Annotated in this window: 18 protein-coding genes and 1 tRNA gene; 12 read left to right on the top strand and 7 right to left on the bottom strand. The window is 64.8% G+C overall.

The features are described from left to right. Positions 1-87: 87 nt before the first annotated feature. Positions 88-1,533: an NAD(P)H-hydrate dehydratase gene (locus CU669_RS13295; RefSeq protein ID WP_112145480.1), complete on the top strand. Its 1,446-nt coding sequence runs from the start codon at positions 88-90 to the stop codon at positions 1,531-1,533. Here CU669_RS13295 and CU669_RS13300 read toward each other — a convergent pair. After that, positions 1,472-1,924, bottom strand: coding sequence for a hypothetical protein (locus CU669_RS13300; RefSeq protein WP_112145482.1), 453 nt, complete (start codon positions 1,922-1,924; stop codon positions 1,472-1,474). The two genes, CU669_RS13295 and CU669_RS13300, sit on opposite strands and share 62 nt — an antisense overlap. 119 nt (positions 1,925-2,043) lie before the next feature. On the opposite strand from CU669_RS13300, the gene CU669_RS13305 reads away from it, so the two are divergent. After that, complete coding sequence (locus CU669_RS13305; protein ID WP_192884616.1) at positions 2,044-3,471, top strand: malonyl-CoA decarboxylase; 1,428 nt, start codon at positions 2,044-2,046, stop codon at positions 3,469-3,471. Between the two features lie 51 nt (positions 3,472-3,522). Here the strand turns inward: CU669_RS13305 and CU669_RS13310 are convergent, their stop codons facing one another. Next, on the bottom strand, positions 3,523-4,854 hold the full coding sequence (locus CU669_RS13310; protein ID WP_112145484.1) for a globin-coupled sensor protein: 1,332 nt from the start codon (positions 4,852-4,854) through the stop codon (positions 3,523-3,525). A 240-nt stretch (positions 4,855-5,094) separates the two neighbouring features. Here CU669_RS13310 and CU669_RS13315 point away from each other — a divergent pair. The 6 genes from CU669_RS13315 to CU669_RS13340 all read left to right on the top strand — a co-directional run bounded on the left by CU669_RS13315 (position 5,095) and on the right by CU669_RS13340 (position 11,812). After that, positions 5,095-5,179 (top strand) — tRNA-Leu (locus tag CU669_RS13315). 104 nt (positions 5,180-5,283) lie between these two features. After that, complete coding sequence (gene tig, locus CU669_RS13320) at positions 5,284-6,669, top strand: trigger factor (protein WP_112145486.1); 1,386 nt, start codon at positions 5,284-5,286, stop codon at positions 6,667-6,669. 56 nt (positions 6,670-6,725) lie between these two features. Continuing rightward, the gene (gene clpP, locus CU669_RS13325) at positions 6,726-7,370 is read left to right on the top strand and encodes an ATP-dependent Clp endopeptidase proteolytic subunit ClpP (protein ID WP_112145488.1); all 645 of its coding nucleotides are present in this window, start codon (positions 6,726-6,728) and stop codon (positions 7,368-7,370) included. Between the two features lie 150 nt (positions 7,371-7,520). Next, entirely contained in the window at positions 7,521-8,786 is a 1,266-nt protein-coding gene (gene clpX / locus CU669_RS13330) for an ATP-dependent Clp protease ATP-binding subunit ClpX (RefSeq protein ID WP_112145490.1), read from the top strand. Positions 8,787-8,915: 129 nt separating this feature from the next. Beyond that, complete coding sequence (lon, locus tag CU669_RS13335; RefSeq protein ID WP_112145643.1) at positions 8,916-11,324, top strand: endopeptidase La; 2,409 nt, start codon at positions 8,916-8,918, stop codon at positions 11,322-11,324. Between the two features lie 215 nt (positions 11,325-11,539). Further along, positions 11,540-11,812, top strand: coding sequence for an HU family DNA-binding protein (locus tag CU669_RS13340; protein WP_112145492.1), 273 nt, complete (start codon positions 11,540-11,542; stop codon positions 11,810-11,812). 142 nt (positions 11,813-11,954) lie between these two features. On the opposite strand, the gene alaS is transcribed toward CU669_RS13340, so the two are convergent. Next, a complete protein-coding gene (gene alaS / locus CU669_RS13345) occupies positions 11,955-14,579 on the bottom strand; it encodes an alanine--tRNA ligase (RefSeq protein WP_112145645.1) in 2,625 nt (874 codons plus the stop codon). Positions 14,580-14,685: 106 nt separating this feature from the next. On the opposite strand from alaS, the gene CU669_RS13350 reads away from it, so the two are divergent. Next, positions 14,686-15,204, top strand: a complete 519-nt coding sequence (locus CU669_RS13350) for a thermonuclease family protein (RefSeq protein WP_239988715.1) — start codon at positions 14,686-14,688, stop codon at positions 15,202-15,204. On the opposite strand, the gene CU669_RS13355 is transcribed toward CU669_RS13350, so the two are convergent. The 4 genes from CU669_RS13355 to CU669_RS13370 form a co-directional block, all read right to left on the bottom strand. Beyond that, positions 15,201-15,662: a heme utilization protein gene (locus CU669_RS13355; RefSeq protein ID WP_112145494.1), complete on the bottom strand. Its 462-nt coding sequence runs from the start codon at positions 15,660-15,662 to the stop codon at positions 15,201-15,203. The two genes, CU669_RS13350 and CU669_RS13355, sit on opposite strands and share 4 nt — an antisense overlap. Before the next feature lie 54 nt (positions 15,663-15,716). Further along, positions 15,717-16,718 carry a glycosyltransferase family 4 protein gene (locus CU669_RS13360; protein WP_112145496.1) on the bottom strand — a complete coding sequence of 334 codons (1,002 nt, stop codon included), beginning with the start codon at positions 16,716-16,718 and terminating at the stop codon, positions 15,717-15,719. Positions 16,719-16,789: 71 nt separating this feature from the next. After that, positions 16,790-18,307, bottom strand: coding sequence for a 3-hydroxyacyl-CoA dehydrogenase (locus CU669_RS13365; protein WP_112145498.1), 1,518 nt, complete (start codon positions 18,305-18,307; stop codon positions 16,790-16,792). A 3-nt stretch (positions 18,308-18,310) separates the two neighbouring features. Further along, entirely contained in the window at positions 18,311-19,081 is a 771-nt protein-coding gene (locus CU669_RS13370; RefSeq protein ID WP_112145500.1) for an enoyl-CoA hydratase, read from the bottom strand. Positions 19,082-19,294: 213 nt separating this feature from the next. Between CU669_RS13370 and CU669_RS13375 the strand changes: the two genes are divergently transcribed. From CU669_RS13375 to glyS, 3 genes are all read left to right on the top strand, one after another. Beyond that, the gene (locus tag CU669_RS13375) at positions 19,295-20,074 is read left to right on the top strand and encodes an IclR family transcriptional regulator (protein WP_112145502.1); all 780 of its coding nucleotides are present in this window, start codon (positions 19,295-19,297) and stop codon (positions 20,072-20,074) included. Positions 20,075-20,140: 66 nt separating this feature from the next. Next, positions 20,141-21,055 (top strand): glycine--tRNA ligase subunit alpha, encoded by a 915-nt coding sequence (locus tag CU669_RS13380; RefSeq protein ID WP_192884617.1) that lies wholly within the window; start codon positions 20,141-20,143, stop codon positions 21,053-21,055. 2 nt (positions 21,056-21,057) lie between these two features. Further along, positions 21,058-23,124, top strand: coding sequence for a glycine--tRNA ligase subunit beta (glyS, locus tag CU669_RS13385; protein WP_112145504.1), 2,067 nt, complete (start codon positions 21,058-21,060; stop codon positions 23,122-23,124). Positions 23,125-23,233 lie beyond the last annotated feature (109 nt).

Genomic DNA, 23,233 nt, shown 5'->3' on the forward strand with positions numbered 1-23,233 from the left:
CACCACGCGGTGCGGCGGCCTTTGGCCTTGCCTCCGAGCAAAGCTCGTCGGTCTTGGGGTGGGACAGATTTAGTGTAGGCTATCTCCATGGTCAACGAACTCCTTACCGTATCCCAGATGTACCAGGCAGACCGCCTCGCCATGGCCGCTGGCGTGCCGGGCGAGCGCCTGATGGAAGCGGCCGGCTGGGCGGTGGCGCGCGAGGTTCGCAGGCGCTTTCCCAAGGGGCGGGTCGCCATCCTCTGCGGGCCGGGCAACAATGGCGGCGACGGATTCGTGGCGGCACGGCTGCTGGAGCGCGACGGCTGGGCGGTACGCCTTGCCTTGCTGGGACGACCGGAAGCCTTGAAGGGCGATGCCGCCGTGATGGCGTCGCGGTGGCGCGGCGCGGTCGAGACGCTGTCGCCCGGCTGCCTGGACCGCTGCGACGTGGTGGTCGACGCCCTGTTCGGGGCCGGACTGGCACGGGGGTTGGATGGAATCGCCAAGGCGGTGATCGAGGAGACCCTTCGGCGGCGCCTGCCGGTCATCGCGGTGGACGTGCCCTCGGGCGTGCATGGCGATAGCGGGCAGGTGCTGGGGCTGGCGCCCGATTGCGTCGCCACAATCACCTTCTTTCGCAAGAAGCCGGGGCACTGCCTGGTGCCGGGGCGGGCCAAATGTGGTGAGGTGGTGGTGGCCGATATCGGCATTCCCGCCTCGGTCCTTGATGAAATCCAGCCGAGTCTGGCCGAGAACGGTCCCGGCGTCTGGCGCCTGCCCGCCTTGGCCCCGGATGGCCACAAATACGCTCGCGGCCATGTGTTGGTGGTGGGCGGCGGCGCCATGACGGGGGCGGCACGGTTGGCGGCGCGGGCGGCACGGCGGATTGGCGCCGGTCTTGTGACCATCGCGGCCCCGGCCGAGGCGCTGGTCACCTATCGCGCCGGTGATCCGGGGGCCATCGTCATCGATGCCGAGCCATTCGACGCGGTTTTGGCCGATACGCGGCGCAATGCGGTGGTGATCGGGCCGGGCGGCGGCGTGGGCGAAGGCTTGGCGGATCGCACTCTCGCGGCCCTAGCGGCGGGGCGGGCCTGCGTGGTGGATGCCGATGCCCTGACCAGCTTCTCGGAAGATCCGGATCGCCTGTTCAAGGCCTTGTCCGCCTCATGCGTATTGACGCCCCATGACGGCGAATTCACCCGCCTGTTCGGGGCCGCGACCGGAAGTCGGTTGGAGCGGGCGCAAGAAGGCGCCCGGCGCTCCGGGGCCGTGCTTCTGTTGAAGGGGCCCGACACGGTCGTCGCCCATCCCGACGGCCGCGCCACCATCACCACGGACGCCTCTCCCGCTCTGGCGACCGCCGGGTCGGGCGACGTGCTGGCGGGTTTGATCGCTGGCCTGATCGCCCAGGGAATGCCCGCCTACGAGGCGGCGTCGGCGGCGGCGTGGCTGCATGGTCAGGCGGGCGCGGCGGTGGGGCCGGGCCTTATTTCCGAGGACTTGTCCGAGGCTTTGCCGCGGGTGCTGCGGCGTCTTCGGGGCGATTGAGCATTTCCATCAGCCGCTCGATGGCCTCGACCCGCGTCGGCGGGCGCGGCGTCACGCTGCCCGGAGGCATGGGAGGAGGATAGTCGCCCCAGCCCAAGGCCTGGATGGCGGCGATGGTGGCGATGGTTCTTTGATGATCGCGCAGGACGCGCTCGTAGGCCGTCGCGTCCATGGTTCCGGCCTTGAAGGAATCCTCGGCCCGGACCAGGGCGCCGTTCAGGGATTCCATCATGGCGGCAAGCCGGGGAGCGCCGGGTCGGTCCTTGCCCTTGGCCGGTTGCGCGGTGGCTTTGGGGGGCGAAGCCGTATCCGAGATCTGCGGCTCCATGGCGCAGGCGGAAACCGCCGCCGAAAGACACAGTGTGACGACGAATGTGATGGCGCGCGTCATCCTCGGACTCCCTTTAGCCATGGCCGGATCATAGGTGAATTGGGCGGATGTTTAAAGGCAAAGGGCTTGCGCAAGCGTGGCCGCGATCCGATCATATTGGAGAGAAACGGAGGCCTGTCATGACCGAAATCCGCGACATCTCCAAATCACCGTCCACGGCGGTCGGGCTGCTGGCGCGTCTCAAGGGATTATGGCGCGAAGTGGCCCGAGCGGATGGTGACGAGATGCCCAGCTTGTCGCCGGACTTGCCCGATTCCGACATGGACGGATTGCGCCGCCAGATGCGGGCCTGCCTTGCCGCGCGGGGCGGCGAGGTGTCGGCACGCGGGCGGGCGGCCGCCTTGGGGCGGGCCTATCTGTCGCTGTCGGGGGTGGGGCGTATCCGCTTCCTGCGGCTTTTGGCCGTTGAATTCGGACCTGACCGCGATGCCTTGGACCGGGCGGCCCAGACCCTGATGGCGGCGGCGCCCGAGGGGCGTTTCAAGGCCGAGCTTGCGCTGAAGTCGGCGCTGGAGCCGCCCCGTCTCAAGCTGTTGACCCAGTTCAACGCCCTGCCGGAAGGCGTCAAATTCCTCGTCGATCTGCGGGCCGAACTCATGCGCGCGACGGCGAGCGAACCCGCCCTGGCGTCCTTGGAAAGCGATCTTCGCGGCTTGCTGACGTCTTGGTTCGACGTGGGATTCCTGGTGCTGGAGCGCATCACCTGGCGCTCGCCCGCCGCCGTCTTGGAAAAGATCATGGCCTATGAGGCGGTGCATGCCATCCAGGGCTGGGATGATCTGAAGAACCGGCTGGATTCCGACCGCAGGCTCTACGCCTTTTTCCATCCCCGCATGCCCGACGAGCCGCTGATCTTCGTCGAGGTGGCCCTGGTGGAGGATATGGCGGGCAATGTGCAGGATCTGCTGGATCCGTCGGCGCCGCTGGGCGATGTGGAGGCAGCCGATACCGCCATCTTCTATTCCATCAACAACGCGCAAAAGGGATTGGCGGGCATCAGCTTCGGCAATTTCCTGATCAAGCGGGTGGTGGACGATCTTTCCCGGGAATTCAAGCAGATCAAGACCTTCGCCACCCTGTCGCCGATTCCCGGCTTCCGTCGCTGGCTGGACGACAAGCTGGTGACTGGCGAACCCGGGCTGCTGACGGCGGCCGAGCACAAGGCGCTGACCCGTGCGTCGGGCGGCCTGGGCGCCAAGGGCAGCCTGAAAGCGCTGCTGTCGGAACCGGACTGGATCACAGAGCAGACCCTGGCCGAGGCCTTGGAGGCTCCGCTGACCCGACTGGCGGCGCGCTATCTGACCGCCGAGAAGCGGTCCAATGGGCAGGCGCTGGACCCGGTCGCCCATTTCCACCTGTCCAACGGCGCCCGCGTCGAGCGGATCAACTGGATGGCGGACCTGTCGCCAAACGGTTTGGTCCAGTCATCCGGCGTCATGGTCAACTACCTCTACGACCTTGATCATATCGAGGCCAATCACGAAGCCTATTCCGCCACCGGAAAGGCCGCCATGTCCGGGCGGGTCAAGGCTTTGCTGAAGGGATAAACGAAAACACCCCCAAGGTCGCCCTTGGGGGTGTTGCTTCGTGGCTTTTGGTCAGCCCGCGCGGATGCCGCTGACGAAGTGATCGACCTGATTTTCCAACAGGCTGGAGTCGCGCGACAGATTGGTGGCGGCGTCCAGCAACTGCCGGGCCGACACACCGGTTTCGTTGGCGGTGGAATTGACCATGGAGATGGTGGAGGTCACTTCCATGGTGCCCTGGGCCGCCTGCTGAACATTGCGGGCGATTTCCTGGGTGGCGGCGCCTTGTTCTTCCACCGCCGAGGCGATGGACCCGGCGATCTCGTTGATCTGACCGATGGTGGTGGCGATGCCGCCGATGGCGCCGACGGCGTCGCGGGTGGCGGCCTGGACCGCCGAAATCTGGCTGGCGATTTCCTCGGTGGCCTTGCCGGTCTGATTGGCGAGGCTTTTCACCTCGTTGGCGACCACGGCGAAGCCCTTGCCCGCATCACCGGCACGGGCCGCCTCGATGGTGGCGTTGAGCGCCAGCAGATTGGTCTGCGAAGCGATGTCGTTGATCAGCTTCACCACCTGGCCGATCTTGCTGGCGGCCTCGGCGAGGCTTTGCACCATCTGGTTGGTGCGGTCGGCCTCGGCCATGGCGCCGGACGCGATCTGCGCCGACTGAGCCACCTGGCGGCTGATCTCGGTGATGGAGGAGGACAGTTCCTCGGCGGCGGCGGCCACGGTCTGGATATTGACGGTGGCTTCCTCGGCGGCGGCGGCCACGGTGGTGGACTGGCGCGAGGTTTCCTCGGCGGTGGCGGTCAGGCCCTTGGCGGCGGATTCCATCTGGGTGGCGGCGCCGGCGACCGAATTGACCAGTCCCTTGACTTCACGCTCGAAGGTGTCGGCCTTGGCGCCCAGTTCGCGGGCGATGATGGCGGCGGTATTGGTCTCGATATAGACGGAGGTCGCGAGATCCATGTCGAGGAAGGCGGCCTTATTGACGGCGGCGAGAACCTGAGCGAGCCGCTGCGGATTCTTGCGATAGTGCTCGATGGCGACGGCGATGACCATGTTCAGCACGAAGCAATAGCCTGCGGTATACCACTTTGGTTCCAGGCCGATGCGCTGGTGCACCTTGCCGATTTCCGTAACCTGGGCGAAGTAGCGGTCGTCGAATTGACCGTTGAAGACGCTCTCCATCCAGTGGCGCTTCTGCTGGGCGCGGGCATGGGCCAAGCGTTCCGGGCTTGCGAACATCTTCGACGTGCCAGGATTACTAGCCACATGCTTGTAGAAAGTGTCGAGCACCCGGTCGATATGCTTGGCAAGAACTTCCCTGAATTCACGCAGGGCGCGCTTCGTCTCTTCATCAATCTGCAAGAATGCGATATTGCCCGAGCGATCCAGTTCCATTACCACCACCTAATAGCTAAAGCGTTTTCCGGAATTAGAATGGGTATCAATGTCAAGTGATGCAATAGGTTTATACGGTACCAACGGAGTCCGTCAAATGCCATGAACGGGGTAGGGGGCGGAGGAATCGCGTTCCGACTCGACTTTCCCTATTTCCCCCGAAACGAACATGTTATAGACAGTCCCTCCCGACGGGGCAGCTCTAACGCGCGTGCGGGTCGGTGAGCGTGCTCGGTCCGTGCGGGCGTGGTGGAACTGGTAGACACACTGGATTTAGGTTCCAGCGGCGCAAGCCATGGGGGTTCAAATCCCTTCGCCCGCACCAGACCGCCCAATGCTCGCCGATGACCACCGGTTCTAGGGCTGGCGGCTTGCGCTCCTCTGCGGGATCATGGATGCAACCCACTCGATTCGATTGGCGATAGACTGATGCAGGTAACCGAGATCAATGCCGAAGGCCTGAAGCGCGATTTCAAGGTCGTCGTTCCCGCTGGACACCTCGAGACCAAGATGCAGGCGAAGCTGGCGGAAATCGCCCGTACCGTCGCCATGCCCGGTTTCCGGCCCGGCAAGGTCCCCATGGCCATCGTCCGCAAGAAGTACGGCCCCGCCGTCATGGGCGAGATTCTTGAGGGCGCGGTCAATGAAGGCACCGGCAAGGCGTTGACCGACAATGCCCTGCGGCCCGCCATGCAGCCCAAGGTGGAGATCACCACCTACGCCGAAGGCGGCGACCTGGAATTCTCGGTGGCGGTGGAAGTGCTGCCCGAGATCACCATCATGGACCTCTCGACCCTGGCGCTGTCGCGCGACAAGGCGACCGCCCCGGATTCCGAGGTGGACGAGACCCTGGCCCGCATCGCCGAGCGCAACGAAAGCTCCGAGCCGGTCAAGCGCGCCGCCAAGGATGGCGATGTCGCCGTGATCGACTTCGTCGGCAAGAAGGACGGCGTCGCCTTCCCCGGCGGTACCGGCGAGGGCTATTCCCTGAAGCTGGGCTCCAACACCTTCATCCCCGGCTTCGAGGCCCAGTTGGTGGGCAAGAAGGCCGGTGCCGAGGTTCTGGTCGAAGTGACCTTCCCCGCCGAATACGGCAATGACGATCTGGCCGGCAAGCCCGCCACCTTCGACGTCACCATCAAGGAAGTGCGCGCCCCCAAACCCGCCGAGATCGACGACGAACTGGCCAAGACCGTCGGGCTGGAAAGCCTGGACGCGCTCAAAACCGCCATTCGCGACGAGATCGGCCGTTCGCTGGACGGCATTTCGCGCATGCGCCTGAAGCGGACCCTGCTGGACGCCCTGGCCGCCGCTCACGACTTCCCCATCCCGCCGACCATGTTCGAACAGGAATTCGAGCATATCTGGAAGCAGGTCGAGGAAGATAAGGCCGCCGGCCGTCAGGATCCCTCCGACGCCGGCAAGAGCGACGACGAGCTGAAGGCCGAGTACAAGGCCCTGTCCGAGCGCCGCGTGCGCCTGGGCCTGCTGCTGGCCGAGATCGGCCGGGTCAACAACATCACCGTGACCCAGGACGACCTCAATCGCGGCATCATGGCCGAGGCTCGGAACTATCCCGGCCAGGAGCACATGGTTCTTCAGTACTACCAAAAGAATCAGGAAGCCTTGGAAAATCTGCGCGCTCCCCTTTATGAAGAGAAGGTGATCGATTTCATCATTGAGATGGCCAAGGTCACCGACACGGAAATCTCGGTCGAGGATCTGCGCAAGGATCCGGACGAGGCGCCCGCCGCCGATGCCGCTCCGGCCAAGCCGAAGAAAAAGGCCGCCGCCAAGAAGAAGACCGCCGAATAGGCTGAATTTCGAGGATCCGTCCGCCCCGGTCGAACCGATTTGAATAAGGAAGTACCATGCGAGAGAGAGATCCCATCGACCTCTACATGAATACCTTGGTTCCCATGGTGGTCGAACAGACCAACCGGGGCGAGCGGTCCTACGACATTTATTCGCGACTGTTGAAGGAACGGATCGTCTTTCTGACCGGCCAAGTGTTCGACGAGGTCGCCAGCCTGATCTGCGCTCAGTTCTTGTTCCTGGAATCCGAGAACCCGTCCAAGGACATCGCGTTCTACATCAACTCGCCCGGTGGCGTGGTGACCTCGGGTCTGGCCATCTACGACACCATGCAATACATCCGTCCCAAGGTTTCGACGGTGTGCATCGGGCAGGCGGCGTCCATGGGCTCGCTGCTCATGACCGCGGGCGAGAAGGGCAAGCGCTTCTCGCTGCCCAATTCCCGGATCATGGTGCACCAGCCCTCGGGCGGCGCCCAGGGTCAGGCCACGGATATCGAGATCCAGGCGCGCGAGATTCTGGCGTTGCGGGCCCGACTCAACAATATCTATGTGGAGCACACCGGCCAGCCGCTCGAGGTGATCGAGAAGGTGATGGAGCGCGACAAGTTCATGACCGCCGACGAAGCCAAGGAATTCGGCCTGATCGACGAAGTGGTGAACAAGCGTCCGATTCCCGAAGACGACGAATCCAAGTCCTGATTGGACTGTTCGCGGGCGGCCGGGCACCCTATATATGGGGTGCCCGGCCGTTTGCGTATGGGGCTAGGTCAGTTTTGTCATTGTCTGGCGCTTGCGGCTGTGGCTAACATGGCTTTGCGGATGCGGCCGCTTAGATTCAATGGAGTTTCGATGACAAAGTCCACCAGCGGCGATTCCAAGAACACTCTGTACTGCTCCTTCTGCGGAAAGAGCCAGCATGAGGTGCGGAAGCTTATCGCCGGGCCGACGGTATTCATCTGTGATGAATGCGTCGAGCTGTGCATGGACATCATCCGCGAGGAGCATAAGACCCACTTGGTCCGCTCCCACGACGGGGTGCCGACGCCGAAGGATATCTGCGCCGTCCTGGACGATTACGTGATCGGCCAAGGCCACGCCAAGAAGGTTCTGTCGGTGGCGGTGCATAACCACTACAAGCGCCTGCAGCATGGCGGCAAGAGCAACGAGGTCGAACTCGCCAAGTCCAATATCCTGCTGATCGGCCCCACCGGCTGCGGCAAGACCCTGCTGGCCCAGACCCTGGCGCGCATCCTCGACGTGCCGTTCACCATGGCCGACGCCACCACGCTGACCGAAGCGGGCTATGTGGGCGAGGACGTGGAGAACATCATCCTCAAGCTGTTGCAGTCCGCCGAATATAACGTGGAACGCGCCCAGCGCGGCATCGTCTATATCGACGAAGTGGACAAGATCAGCCGCAAGTCCGACAACCCCTCCATCACCCGCGACGTGTCGGGCGAGGGTGTGCAGCAGGCGCTTTTGAAGATCATGGAAGGCACGGTGGCCTCGGTTCCGCCCCAGGGCGGCCGCAAGCATCCCCAGCAGGAATTCCTGCAAGTGGACACCACCAATATCCTGTTCATCTGCGGCGGCGCCTTTTCCGGGTTGGAAAAGATCATCGGGTCGCGCGGGCGCGGAACCTCCATCGGCTTCGGCGCCGATGTGCGCGGTCCCGACGAGCGCCGAACCGGCGAGATCCTGCGCGAGGTCGAGCCCGAGGATCTGCTGAAATTCGGCCTGATCCCGGAATTCGTCGGCCGCCTGCCGGTCCTGGCAACGTTGGAGGATCTGGACGTCGATGCCTTGATCGACATTCTGTCCAAGCCGAAGAACGCCCTGGTCAAGCAGTACCAGCGCCTGTTCGAAATGGAAGACACCCGCCTCGCCTTTACCGATGACGCGCTGAAATCCATCGCCGAGAAGGCCATCGCGCGGAAGACCGGCGCCCGCGGCCTGCGCTCCATCATGGAAAGCATCCTGCTCGACACCATGTTCGATCTGCCCGGCCTCGAAGCGGTCGACGAGGTGGTGATCAACAAGGAAGTGGTCGAAGGGCGCGCGCAGCCGCTCTACATCTACTCCGAGCGTCGCGAGGATACCGGCGCCAGTGCATAGCGGATCGGGCGGCCCAAAACGCGGGTCGCCCAGTCCGGACTTGACGGCGGCAGAAAGCCCCCCAGCTATTGGTATATGATTTATTGGCGATTCGAGGCGTTCTCGGACCGCAGGCGTAAGCGAGGCAGCATGGTCGAAAACCCGCGTGGCGATATTTTTCCGGTCCTTCCGCTTCGTGACATCGTCGTCTTTCCCCATATGATCGTTCCGCTCTTCGTCGGTCGCGACAAATCGGTCCGCGCCCTGGAAGACGTGATGCGCGAGGACAAGCAGATCCTGCTGGTGGCCCAGAAGAACGCGGCCCAGGACGATCCCACCACCGACGACATCTATACGGTGGGTACGGTGTCCACCGTGCTGCAGCTTCTCAAGCTGCCCGACGGCACCGTCAAGGTGCTGGTGGAAGGCGGCAAGCGCGCCAAGATCACCGGCTTCACCGATAACGACAGCTTCTTCCAGGCCTATGCCGAGGTGGTGGACGAACGCGAGGGCGACCCCCAGGAGCTGGAGGCGCTGTCCCGCTCGGTGGTCAGCCAGTTCGAGCAGTACATCAAGCTGAACAAGAAGATTCCGCCCGAGGTTCTGGTCTCCATCAACCAGATCGAGGATTCCGCCAAGCTGGCCGATACCGTGGCCTCCCATCTGGCGCTGAAGATTTCGGAAAAGCAGGAACTGCTGGAAGTCGAAGTCATCTCCGAGCGGCTGGAGCGCGTCTATTCCTACATGGAGGGCGAGATCGGCGTTCTTCAGGTGGAAAAGAAGATCCGCAACCGCGTCAAGCGGCAGATGGAGAAGACCCAGCGCGAGTATTATCTGAACGAGCAGCTGAAGGCGATCCAGAAGGAACTGGGCGAGACCGAGGACGGCAAGGACGAAGGCGCCGAAATCGAGGAACGCATCGCCAAGACCAAGCTGACCGCCGAGGCGCGTGAAAAGGCCCTGGCCGAGCTCAAGAAGCTGAAATCCATGAGCCCCATGTCGGCCGAAGCCACCGTGGTGCGCAACTATCTCGACTGGATCTTGTCCATTCCGTGGAAGAAGCGCACCAAGGTCAAGAAGGATGTGGGCCTCGCCCAGAAGGTGCTCAATTCCGACCATTACGGCCTGGAGAAGGTCAAGGAGCGCATCCTTGAATATCTGGCCGTACAGATTCGCACCGAGAAGGTGCGCGGCCCCATCCTGTGCCTCGTCGGTCCCCCTGGCGTCGGCAAGACGAGCTTGGGCAAGTCCATCGCCAAGGCTACCGGGCGCAATTTCGTGCGCATGAGCCTGGGCGGCGTCCGTGACGAAGCCGAGGTGCGCGGTCACCGTCGCACCTATATCGGCTCCATGCCGGGCAAGATCGTCCAGGGCATGAAGAAGGCCAAATCGTCCAATCCGCTGTTCCTGCTCGACGAGATCGACAAGCTGGGCGCCGACTGGCGCGGCGATCCCGCCTCGGCCCTGCTGGAAGTGCTGGACCCCGAACAGAACTCGACCTTCAACGACCATTACCTGGAAGTGGATTACGACCTCTCCGACGTGATGTTCGTCACCACCGCCAATACCATGCGCATGCCCCAGCCCCTGCTGGACCGCATGGAGATCATCCGCCTGTCGGGCTATACCGAGGACGAGAAGGTGGAAATCTCCAAGCGCCACCTGCTGCCCAAGGTCATCAAGGCCGCCGGACTCCGGGCGGGCGAATGGTCCATCAGCGACGAGGCCATGCGCCACATCGTGCGCTACTACACCCGCGAGGCGGGCGTGCGCAGCATGGAACGTGAACTGGCCAATCTGGCGCGCAAGGCGGTCAAGGAAATCGTCTCGACCCGCAAGACCAAGGTCAGCGTCACGCCGCGCAATCTGGAAAAATACGCGGGCGTCCACCGCTATCGCTTCGGCGAGGTGGAGGAGACCGATCTGGTCGGCGTCGTCACCGGTTTGGCCTGGACGGAAGTGGGCGGCGAATTGCTGACCATCGAAGCGGTCAGCATGCCGGGCAAGGGCACTTTCGCCCATACCGGCAAGCTGGGCGACGTCATGCAGGAATCCGTGCAGGCGGCCCGCTCCTATGTGCGCTCGCGCTCGGTCAGTCTCGGCATCAAGCCGACGGTGTTCGAGAAGCGCGACATTCACGTTCACGTCCCCGAGGGCGCCACGCCCAAGGATGGCCCCTCGGCCGGTGTCGCCATGTGCACCACCATCGTTTCGGTGCTGACCGGCATTCCGGTCCGCCGCGACGTGGCCATGACCGGCGAGATCACCTTGCGCGGTCGGGTCTTGCCCATCGGAGGACTGAAGGAAAAGCTGCTGGCCGCCTTGCGCGGCGGCATCAAGACGGTGCTGATCCCCAAGGAAAACGAAAAGGATCTGGCCGAAATTCCCGACAATGTGAAAAAGGGAATGACCATCGTCCCCGTCTCCACCGCCGATGAGGTTCTGCAACACGCCCTGGTTCGCATGCCCGTCGCCATCGAGTGGGAAGAGGTTGAAGACAAGGTCGAACCCAAGGTCGCGAAGGACGCCGAGTCCGTCAGCGGGGTCGTCACCCACTGACGCCATGGTTTGTCTTGATGACTGTCGCGGCCGCTCCCCTGGGGGCGGCCGCGATTGTTTGTGCGATGCGGTCGTGTAATGGGTCGGCAGGCGAGCAAATCCGCCAAATTTTTGTGCTATTGACGCTTTCTAATTTCCTGAATTAGACTGCTAGCATCCAATCTGATAGGCGGCGGGACCGGCTATCATTCATGGGAAAACGAAGGGGGCCATCAGTGAACAAGAACGATCTCGTGACGGCAGTGGCGAGCGCCACTGGTCAGTCTAAGTCCGACGCGGCCAAGGCCGTCGACGGCGTCTTCCAGGCGATTACCGCGGCGCTGAAGAGCGGCGACGAAGTCCGCCTCGTCGGCTTCGGCACCTTTGCCGTCGCCGCCCGCGCGGCCTCCGAGGGGCGTAATCCCCGCACCGGCGACAAGATCAAGATTCCGGCTTCCAAGCAGCCGAAGTTCAAGGCCGGCAAGGGCCTTAAGGATTCCGTTCAGTAAACTGACGTCATCCTGAGATGATGAAATGTCGGCGCCGCAAGGCTGCCGACATTTTTGTTTTGTGAAAGCGGGCGGGACGCCCGCGCTCCCGGATGGAATGGAGCGCGGGCGTCCCGCCCGCTTTCCTATCCCGCCCACCTTCCTATCCGGCGATGGCCGCCTCGATCTTATCGATGGCCGCCTGGGCCGCCGAGGCGTCGGGACCGCCTGCCTGGGCCATGTCGGGACGGCCGCCGCCGCCCTTGCCGCCCAGGGCTTCCGAGCCGATGCGGACCAGATCGACGGCGCTATGCCTGGCGGTCAGGTCGTCGGTGACGCAGACCACGATGGAGGCCTTGCCATCGGCGATAGCGACCAGGGCGATGATACCGGACCCGATCTGCTTCTTGATCTCGTCGGCCATGCCCTTCAAGTCCTTGGCGGGAACGCCGTCCAGCACCTTGCCCGCGAAGGTGAGACCCGCCACCGTCTTGGTGGTGGCGCCCTGGCCGCCGCCGGTGGCGAGCTGCTTGCGGGTTTCGGCCAAGTCGCGCTCCAGTTTGCGGCGATCCTCGATCATGGCACTGATGCGGGCGGGGAGGTCGGCGGGGGCGGCCTTCAGCACCTCGGCGGCGCGGGCCAGCAGGTCTTCCTGTCCCTGGGCCCAGGCCAGGAAGGCCGGGCCGGTCACCGCCTCGATACGGCGCACGCCCGCCGCCACGGCGCTTTCGCCGACGATCTTGAAACCGCCGATATCGCCGGTGCGCCGGGCATGGGTGCCGCCGCACAGTTCGGTGGAGAATGCGCCCATGGAGACGACGCGCACTTCCTCGCCGTATTTCTCGCCGAACAGGGCCATGGCGCCAGCCTTGATGGCGTCGTCGGGAGTCATGACCTTGGTGGCCACCTCGGCATTGTGCCAGATCTGGGAATTGACGGCGGCCTCGACCTTGCGGGTCTCCTCGGCGCTCAGCGCCTTGTTGTGGGCGAAGTCGAAGCGCAGGCGCTCGGGTCCGACCTGGCTGCCCTTCTGGGTGACGTGATCGCCCAGCGCGTCGCGTAGCGCCGAATGCAGCAGATGGGTGGCCGAGTGGTGGCCCCTTGTGGCATCGCGCCGGGCGATGTCGATGGCGAAATGGGCATCCTCGCCCACCGCCACCGGGGCGCCTTCCACCGTTCCGAAATGGACGATCAGATCGCCCAGCTTCTTTTGGGTGTCGGTGACGGTGATGACCGCCTTGCCGCCCGCCACCGTGATGATGCCGGTATCGCCCATCTGGCCGCCCGACTCGCCGTAGAAGGGCGTCTGATTGGAGATCACCGCCACGGAATGGCCGGGATGGACGGCTTCGACGCTTTTTCCGTCTTCCACCAGGGCGACGATCTTGCCTTCCGCCTGCTCGGCGTCATAGCCGAGGAATTCCGACGCGCCCAGTTTGTCGCGCAGCTCGAACCACAGGGTCTCGGTGGCGGCGTCGCCCGAGCCGGACCATGCCTTGCGGGCCTCGGCGCGCTGGCGCTCCATGGCACTGGCGAAGCCGTCGGTATCGACGCCCAGCCCCTTGGCCTTGAGCGCGTCCTGGGTCAGGTCCAGCGGGAAGCCGTAGGTGTCGTAGAGCTTGAAGGCGACCTCGCCCGCCAGCTTGGCGCCGCTGCCCATTTTGGCGGTCTCTTCCTCCAGCAGCTTCAGGCCCTTGTCCAGGGTGGCCTTGAAGCGGGTCTCCTCCAGCTTCAGGGTCTCGGTGATCAGGGCGTTGGCGCGGACCAGTTCGGGATAGGCCTCGCCCATCTGGCGCACCAGGGCGGGGAACAGCTTGTAGAGCATGGGATCGGTGCAGCCCATCAGATGGGCGTGGCGCATGGCGCGGCGCATGATGCGGCGCAGAACATAGCCGCGCCCCTCGTTGGACGGCAGCACGCCGTCGGCGATCAGGAAGGAGGCCGAGCGCAGATGGTCGGCCACCACCCGATGCGACACCTTGTGGGGGCCGTCGGGGTCGGTGTTGGAGGCGTCGGCCGAGGCCTCGATCAGCGCGCGCAGCAGGTCGACGTCGTAATTGTCGTGCTTGCCCTGCAGCAGGGCGGCAAGGCGCTCCAACCCCATGCCGGTGTCGATGGAGGGCTTGGGCAGCGGCACGCGGGTGTCCTTGTCCACCTGCTCGAACTGCATGAACACCAGATTCCAGATCTCGATGAAGCGGTCGCCGTCCTGGTCGGGGCTGCCGGGCGGCCCGCCGGGGATCTTGTCGCCGTGATCGTAGAAGATTTCCGAGCACGGGCCGCAGGGGCCGGTATCGCCCATGGCCCAGAAGTTATCCGAGGTGGGAATGCGGATGATGCGGGATTCGGGCAGTCCGGCGATTTTCTTCCAGGCGTCGGCGGCCTGATCGTCGTCGTGATAGACGGTGACCAGCAGGCGGTTCTTGTCGATGCCGAAATCCTTGGTGATCAAGTTCCAGGCCAGCTCGATGGCCAGATCCTTGAAGTAGTCGCCGAACGAGAAATTGCCCAGCATCTCGAAGAAGGTGTGATGCCGCGCCGTATAGCCCACATTGTCGAGATCGTTGTGCTTGCCGCCTGCACGGACGCATTTCTGCGAGGTGGTGGCGCGGACGTAATCGCGCTTCTCGACCCCGGTGAAGACGTTCTTGAACTGCACCATGCCTGCATTGGTGAACATCAAGGTGGGGTCGTTGCGCGGCACCAGCGGACTGGATGCAACCACGGCATGGCCGTTCCTGGCGAAGAAGTCGAGGAACGTGGTGCGGATGTCATTGGCTGTCTGCATGGTGTCCATCGCTGGCAAGAGGCTTGAGACTTAAGGCAAGGCGGTCTTTTTAACCCGTGGGGCTAAGGCCTGTCCAGCGGCGGGGCGGCGTGCTATCGTCGCTTGCATGCATCGGATCATCCTCCTTCCAATCGTCATTCTCGCCTGGATCGCCTCGGCCCAAGCAGCGCCGTTGCGCTGTCCCGAGGATGTAGAGGGCGGCGCCTGCGTCTGGGGCAAGGTGGAAGGCTTCGACGGTGGTGCCGTCCAGATCCGGGGGCTGCACATCGCCCTGGCCGGCGTGGTGGTGCCGACCCGCAAGGATCTGTGCGCCAGCCGTGCCGCCAAGGAGGAGTTCGACTGCGCCCGCCCGGCCCGCAAGCGCATGGCGGAGCTGGTCGCCAAGGGCGTCGCCTGCGAGATCCTCGATGTGGCGTCGGGCCAGCTGTGGGGGCGCTGCCGCACGCCCGACGGCGATATCGGACGTCTGCTGGTCCAATCCGGCGTCGCCCGCGCCGCCAAGGACGGTCCCTATGCCGATTCGCAAAAGCAGGCGGTGCAGGGCAAGAAGGGGCTGTGGGCGGCCGACATGGTGCTGCCCAAGGATTGGGAAACCGCCCGGCGCAAGGCCGAGGACGAGGATTAATTCGCCTTCTTGACCTTCTTGGCCTCGCCGCAGGCCCGGACATTGTCGGGCGACGGTACCTGTTCGACGGCGTAATCCGACATCTGGTGCCGGGTCAGGGTCAGCACCTTGTCGAACATGGGGGCGCGCATCTCGCAATATCCAGGGGTTTCGTGCACCGCCACGGATTCGTGGTTGGTCACCACCGTATTATGGCGATCCAGCGCCGAGTCGCTCTTGAAATAGGCCTTGAGGGTGCGGGCGTTGTCGGCCAGCAAGGCGGCGTGGCGGCGGATATAGTCCTGCCATTTGCCCGGCAGCGAGGGATCGTCGCCCCGGCAATTCAGGGCGGCGACCTGAAGCTGGTAATGGAACTGGCGCAATTGCGCCGCCTGGAACTGTTCCGGGTTGGCGCATTCGGCCGCTGCTTGCGAACTCCACAGCAGAACGGCGCAGACGGCGGTTCGGACCAGATGCACGGACGATCTCCTCACGGGAATGGGGCGTGAGTGTCGGTCAAGCGGGCGCAAACTTCAACGCATGATCGGCCGCAGATGGCCAAGGAATTCGCTGGCCACCCGCACCCAGGAAAAACGGGCGGCATGACGGCGGCATTCGCCGGGGTCGAGGTGGAGCGCCTGCAGGGCCGCCGCCTTGAGATCATGGGACAGTATGCCGACCGGGGCGTCGCCGATCACGTCCAGCGGCCCGGTCACCGGGAAGGCCGCCACCGGCACGCCCGAGGCCAGGGCTTCCAGCATGACGAGGCCGAAGGTGTCGGTCAGGCTGGGGAAGACGAAGACATCGGCCGCCGAGAAGGCGGCAGACAATTGGGCATCGCCGTCGACGATGCGGAAATGGACGTCGGGGAAGCATTTCATCAGACCTGCCCGCGCCGGGCCGTCGCCCACCACCACCTTGGTGCCGGGCAGGTCCAGGCCCAGGAAGGCGGGCAGGTTCTTTTCCACCGCCACTCGGCCCACATACATGAAGATGGGGCGCGGCAGATCGAAGAAGTCCTTGCCCTGGGGGCGGAATGTCTCGGAATCGACGCCGTGAGACCATTCCACCGCGCCGCCGAAGCCGCGCTGGCGCAATTCCCGAAAGACCGAGGGAGAGGGGCACAGGGTCGCGGCCGCCTTGCCGTGAAAGCGGCGCATGACGGCATAGGGCCAGGACAGCGGCACCTTGGTGCGGGCCTGGACGTATTCGGGAAACTTGGTGTGATAGGCGGTGGTGAAGGGCAATTTGTGGCGCAGGCACCACGCCCGTCCGGCCCAGCCCAGCGGCCCCTCGGTGGCGAGGTGGACGGCGTCGGGGCGGAATTCATCCAGCATGGCGGCCAGCTTGGACTTGGGGAACAGGGCCAGGGGGATTTCAGGATAACTGGGGCAGGGGATGGAAGCGAAGGCCGAAGGTTCCATCACCTTGACCGTATGGCCCATGGAATCCAGTCCCGAAATCAGGCTGGAGAGGACTCGAACCACCCCGTTGCGCTGCGGCGTCCAGGCGTCGGTGACCATGGCGATTCGCATCCGTCTCTCCCCTTGTGTTCAGGGAATGGGTAGGACGGTGCGCAATCGCGCTCAAGTGACAGGATGATGAATTATTCCCCGGTCAGCAGCGACACGCCCAGCAAGGCCCGGCGCCGCAGCCACAGGCTGGGGCGATAGCGGGGATCGCCGGTGATCTCCTGCATGGCGTGAAGGATGGACAGGATCTTTTCCGCTCCGACGCGGTCGCCCCAGGCCAGCGGCCCGAACGGATAGCCGAGGCCCAGCGTCACCGCCCGGTCGATGTCGTCGGGGGTGGCGATGCGCTGCTGGGCGATGTCGCAGCCGATATTGACGATGGTGGCGATCACCCGCTGGGCGATGAAACCGGGGCTGTCGCTGATGACGGTGACCGGCTTGCCGTCGGCGCCGAACAGGCCGTGGGCACGCTCGCGCCATTTGGCCTCGGTCAGCGGATTGGTCATGACGGTGCGGTGGCTGTCCAGGCCGAACAGCGGGTCCACCGCCACGGTGCGGCGGGGGTCGAGGCCGAGACGCACGACGGCCGAGGTGCAGTCCTCGCCCAGGGGCGCGACGACGCAGAGGGCGCCTTTGCTGGGACGTTCGCCCGATTCCACCGAATTGCCCAGCTTGGCGGCCAGGGTGGCGACGGCGGCCCAGCCGTCGCCGGGGGCGACCCAGACGGAATCCGGCTTGACCGTTGGGGCGGCGGGGACGGGGGTGACCACCGGCTTGTCGCCGTCATAGACATAGAAGCCGCGTTTGGTCTTGCGGCCCAGCAGACCGGCGGACAGACGCTGGCGGGTGATGGGCGAGGGGCGGAAGCGGGGTTCCTGGTAATACTGGTCGTAGATGCTTTCCATCACCGGATGCGAGACATCCAGAGCGGTCAAGTCCAGCAGTTCGAACGGCCCCATGCGGAATCCGGCGGCGTCGCGCAGCACCCGGTCCACGGCCGCGAAGTCGGCGACACCTTCGCCCACCAGCTTCAAGGCCTCGGTGCCATAGCCGCGACCAGCATGATTGACGATAAAGCCGGGGGTGTCCTTGGCCTTGACCGGGCTATGGCCCATGCGCCGCGCCAGGATTGTCAGCGCCTCGCCCACCCAGGAGTCCGTCAGGACACCGTCGATGACCTCGACCACCTTCATCAGGGGAACGGGATTGAAGAAATGGAAGCCGCCGACCCGGCCGGGCAGGCGGCAGGCCGCCGCGATGGAGGTGACCGATAGCGACGAGGTGTTGGACGCGATCAGGCAGTCGTCGGCGACGATGGCCTCCAACTGCCGCATCAGCGCCTGCTTGGCGTCCAGGGTCTCGATGATGGCTTCCACCACCACATGCGCCCCGGCCAGATCGGCCATGCTGGCGGCCACCTTCAGATTGGCGGTGGCGCTGGCCAGGGCCTCGGGCGCGAGCTTGCCCTTCTCGGCCAGTTTCCCCAGCATCTTGACCACATGGTCGCGGGCCTCGGCCGCCGCGCCGTCGCGGCTATCCACCAGGATGACGGTGCAGCCCGAGGCCGCAGCGATCTGGGCGATGCCGCGCCCCATGGCGCCGGTTCCCACCATGCCGAAGACGAGGTCGGAGCGATTGGCGTCGAGCGTCATGATCTATAGTCCCTCATAGGCGGGTTTGCGTTTTTCCAGGAAGGCCTTCATGCCCTCCTTCTGATCGCGGGACGCGAACAGCATCTGGAAGGCCTTGCGTTCCAGCATCAGGGCGGTTTCCAGCGGAGCGTCCATGCCCGCCAGCATCACTTCCTTGATCTGGGCGATGGCCAGCGGCGGCATGCGCGCGATGGTCTTGGCCATGTCCAGGGCGGCGCTCAGGACGTCGGAATCGGGCACCACCGTGCTGGCCAATCCCATCTGCCCGGCCTCGATGCCGGTGATGGGCTGGGCGGTCATGGCCAGCCACATGGCCTTGTACTTGCCGACGGCGCGCACCAGACGCTGGGTGCCGCCCGCCCCCGGCATGATACCCACCTTCACCTCGGGCTGCGAGAAGCTGGCGTTTTCGCCCGCCACGATGATGTCGGCATGCATGGCCAGCTCGCAGCCGCCGCCCCAGGCATAGCCGTTGACGGCGGCGATGACCGGTTTGGGGCACTGGGCGATGGTGCGCCACAGCAGATGGTTGTTGCGCAGCATCAGCTCGATGGCGCCGATCTCGGCCATGTCCTTGATGTCGGCCCCGGCGGCGAAGGCCTCCGCGTTGCCGGTCAGCACGATGGCGCGGACGGATTTGTCGGTGCCCAACACCCCCATATGCTCGGCCAACTGGCGGCGAACCTCGGCGTTCAGCGCGTTCTTGGCCTCGGGCCGGTTGATGCGCAGCAGCGCCACGCCGTCCAGGGGGTGTTCCAGCAGAACTTCACTCATGGCCGCCTCGTAATTTCGCTGTGCGAAAATGCATTTCACAGAACCGCATTTTTAGCCCATTATTCGAGGCCTGTCATCCGGGGAACGGGAGCGGTCGGTGCCTTCCTTACATTCGTCATCCCCGCGAAAGCGGGGATCCATGCTTGGGGCGAGGGGCGGCGGCGCCATGGATTCCCGCCTGCGCGGGAATGACGACGGTATTGGCGCGCAGCCATGAGCCAAACCCACGACCGCCAATTCGTCATCGCCCTGGCGCGGGGGCTCGACATCCTGCGCTGCTTCCGCGCCTCTGATCCCATGCTGGGCAATCAGGAGATCGCGGCGCGCACCGGCCTGCCCAAGCCGACGGTGTCGCGCCTGACCCATACCCTGACCCGGCTGGGCTATCTGGTCCATGTGGAGCGTTACGCCAAGTACCGTCTGGGCACGGCGGTGATGTCGCTGGGCTATACCGCCCTGGCGGGCATGGATATCCGCGAGGTGGCGCGGCCGCTGATGCAGGAGCTGGCGGATTATTCCGACGTGGCGGTGGCGTTGGGCAGCCATGATCACACCAGCATGATCTATGTGGAGATCTGCCGGGGCAAGGGGGCGCTGACCGTCCGCCTCGGCACCGGCTCGCGCATTCCGGTGGCGGCCACCGCCATGGGGCGCGCCTATCTGGCGGCGGTGGGCGAGAGCGAGCGCGACGTCATCCTGGACGAGGTCCGCCGCCGCTATCCCGGCGAATGGCCAGCCTTGAAGGCGGGGGTGGAGCAGGCGGTGCGCGACATGGCGGAGCGCGGCTTCACCACCTCGCTGTCGGAATGGCAGACCGATGTGCACGCCGTCGGCGCGGTGGTACGCCAGCCGGGAACCGGCCCCATCATGGGTTTGAACTGCGGCGGTGCCGCCTTCCTGTTGCCGCCGGAACGGCTGGAACAGGATCTGGGGCCGCGTCTGGCCAAGCTGGCCTGCGATATCGAGATGGCTTTGGGACGGCGCCACCCTTGACCGTGTCCGGCCTCACCGCTAGGGTTGCGTCGAATTTGTTGACCCCTTTGCATACGGCGGATTCCCATGGGCATGAACGGCGCGCGGAAGCCCAGCTTCCAAAGCCTGATCCTTACTCTCCAGGCCTTCTGGGCCGAGCAGGGCTGCGTCATCCTGCAGCCTTACGACATGGAGGTGGGGGCCGGAACCTTCCATCCCGCCACCACGCTGCGCGCCCTGGGGCCGGATCACTGGAAATGCGCCTATGTGCAGCCGTCTCGCCGCCCCAAGGACGGCCGCTACGGCGAGAATCCCAACCGCTTGCAGCATTACTACCAGTATCAGGTGCTGCTGAAGCCCAGCCCGCAGAATTCCCAGGAGCTTTACCTGGAAAGCCTGAAGCGCCTGGGCATCGACCCGCTGGCCCATGACATCCGCTTCGTCGAGGACGACTGGGAAAGCCCGACGCTGGGCGCCTGGGGCCTGGGCTGGGAAGTGTGGTGCGACGGCATGGAAGTCACCCAGTTCACCTATTTCCAGCAGGTCGGCGGCATCGAATGCGACCCGGTGGCGGTGGAGCTGACCTATGGTCTGGAACGCCTCGCCATGTATATCCAGGGCGTCGAGAACGTCTACGACCTGGACTTCAACGGCGACGGCGTCAAATACGGCGACGTCTTCCTTCAGGCGGAGAAGGAATACTCCGCCCATAATTTCGAGCACGCCAATACCGACATGCTGCTGCAGCACTTCCTCGACGCCGAGAAGGAATGCCAGAACCTGCTGGAAAAGGGCGTGGCGCTGCCCGCCTATGACCAGTGCATCAAGGCCAGCCACCGCTTCAATCTGCTGGACGCGCGCGGCGTCATCTCGGTGACCGAGCGCCAAGCCTATATCGGCCGCGTCCGCGCCCTGGCGAAAGCCTGCTGCGAAGGCTGGCTGGCATCGCGTAGCGGCCCTGCGGCGCAGGCCGCAACTCCTTCCGACAAGAAGGGAGCATAACCATGGCTGAACTGCTCCTGGAAATCCTGTCCGAGGAAATTCCCGCCCGCATGCAGGCCCGCGCCGCCGAGGATCTGCACCGCATGGTCTGCGACGGCCTGGGCAAGAACGGCATCACCTTCGACGCCGCCCGCTCCTATGTGACGCCGCGCCGTCTGGTGCTGGTGATCGAGGGACTGCCGCTGGCCGGTCCCGACGTGTCGGAAGAAAAGCGCGGCCCCCGCGTCGGCTCGCCCGCCCAGGCCATGGAGGGCTTCCTCAAATCCACCGGCATGAGTGTCGATCAACTGGAAAGCCGCGACACCGGCAAGGGCGTGTTCTATTTCGCGGTGATCAACCGCAAGGGCCGCCCCACCGCCGAGGTTCTGAAAGAGGTCGTCGAGGAGGCCATGGCCGGTTTCCCCTGGCCGAAGAGCATGCGCTGGGGCGCCAATCCCCAACGCTGGGTGCGTCCCATCCAATCCATCATCTGCCTGCTGGACGGCGCGGTGGTGCCGGTCTCCTTCGGTCCCGTCACGGCGGGCAACCTGACCTCCGGCCATCGCTTCCTGGCGCCCGAGACCTTCCGGGTCAAGGACTTCGCCGAATACCTTGCCAAGCTGCGTCACGCCAAGGTCATGCTCGATCCCATCGAGCGCCGCCACGCCATCCTGTCCGGTGCGGAAGCCCTTGCGCTGGCCGAGGGGCTGACGCTCAAATCCGACGACGGTCTGCTGGCCGAGGTCACCGGTCTGGTGGAATGGCCGGTTCCCCTGGTGGGCTCCATCGACGACAGCTTCATGGACGTGCCCGCCGAGGTGCTGATCACCTCCATGCGCTCGCACCAGAAGTATTTCTCGCTGCTCAAGGCTGACGGTTCCCTGGCGCCCCGCTTCATCGTGATCTCCAACATGGAGACCACGGACGGCGGCAAGGCGGTGGTGGCGGGCAATCAGCGCGTCCTGCGCGCCCGGCTGTCCGACGCCAAGTTCTTCTGGGACACCGACCGGAAACACAGCTTGCAAAGCCGGTTGGGCAAGCTGGACGAACGGCTGTTCTACGCCAAGCTGGGCACGCTCGCCGACAAGGTGATCCGTATCCAGAATCTGGTGGGGGCGATGCCGTTCCTGTCGCTGGAAAGCAAGACCAACGCCCTGGTGGCCGCCACCCTGTGCAAGGCCGATCTGTCGGCGGAGATGGTGGGCGAGTTCCCCGAGTTGCAAGGCATCATGGGCCGCTATTACGCGCTCAACGACGGCCTGCCCGCCGAGGTGGCCGACGCCATCGCCCAGCATTACTCGCCGCTGGGGCCGAACGATTCCTGCCCCACCGCCCTGGTTTCGGTGGCGGTGGCCCTGGCCGACAAGATCGACAGCTTGGTGGGCTTCTTCGGCATCGACGAGAAGCCGACCGGCTCCAAGGATCCCTTCGCGCTGCGCCGCGCCGCGCTGGGCGTCATCCGCCTGATCGTCGAGAACGGCTTGCGTGTCTCGCTGCTCGCCCTCTTCGCCGAGGGGCATAAGAGCTTTGAGTCGCCGTTGTCGGCGGATGCCGCCTCGGTCGGCGCCGACCTGCTGGCCTTCTTCGCCGATCGTCTCACCGTCGCCCTGAAGGAAAAGGGCGTCCGTCACGACCTGATCAACGCCGTTTTCTCCCTGGGTGGCGAGGACGATCTGGTCCGCCTGCTGGCCCGGGTCGATGCCCTGGACGCCTTCCTCAAATCCGACGACGGCGCCAATCTGCTGGTGGCCTATCGCCGCGCCGCCAATATCGTGCGCATCGAGGAGAAGAAGGACGGAACCACCTTCACGGGCCACGCGGACGTCCAACTGCTGCGCCAGGATGAAGAGAAGGCGCTTGAGCATGCCTTGACCGATGTCGGGCAGTCGGTGAAGAACGCCCTCGCCACCGAGGATTTCGCGTCCGCCATGGCTGCCCTGGCCAAGCTGCGCCGTCCGCTGGACGCTTTCTTCGACAAGGTGACCGTCAATGCCGACGAGGCCTCCTTGCGCGTGAACCGCCTGAGGCTGCTGGCTCACATCGGTTCGACCATGGGGCAACTGGCGGACTTCTCCAGGGTGGAGGGGTGAGCATTCGGATTCTTCGTCATTCCCGCGAAAGCGGGAATCCATGCGTCCGGCGGCACGATTCTTAGCGTTGAGTATCGGCCGGGAGCAAACATGGACCCCCGCCTTCGCG

This window comes from Paramagnetospirillum kuznetsovii, from assembly GCF_003284725.1.
Taxonomy (GTDB): Bacteria; Pseudomonadota; Alphaproteobacteria; order Rhodospirillales; family Magnetospirillaceae; genus Phaeospirillum; species Phaeospirillum kuznetsovii.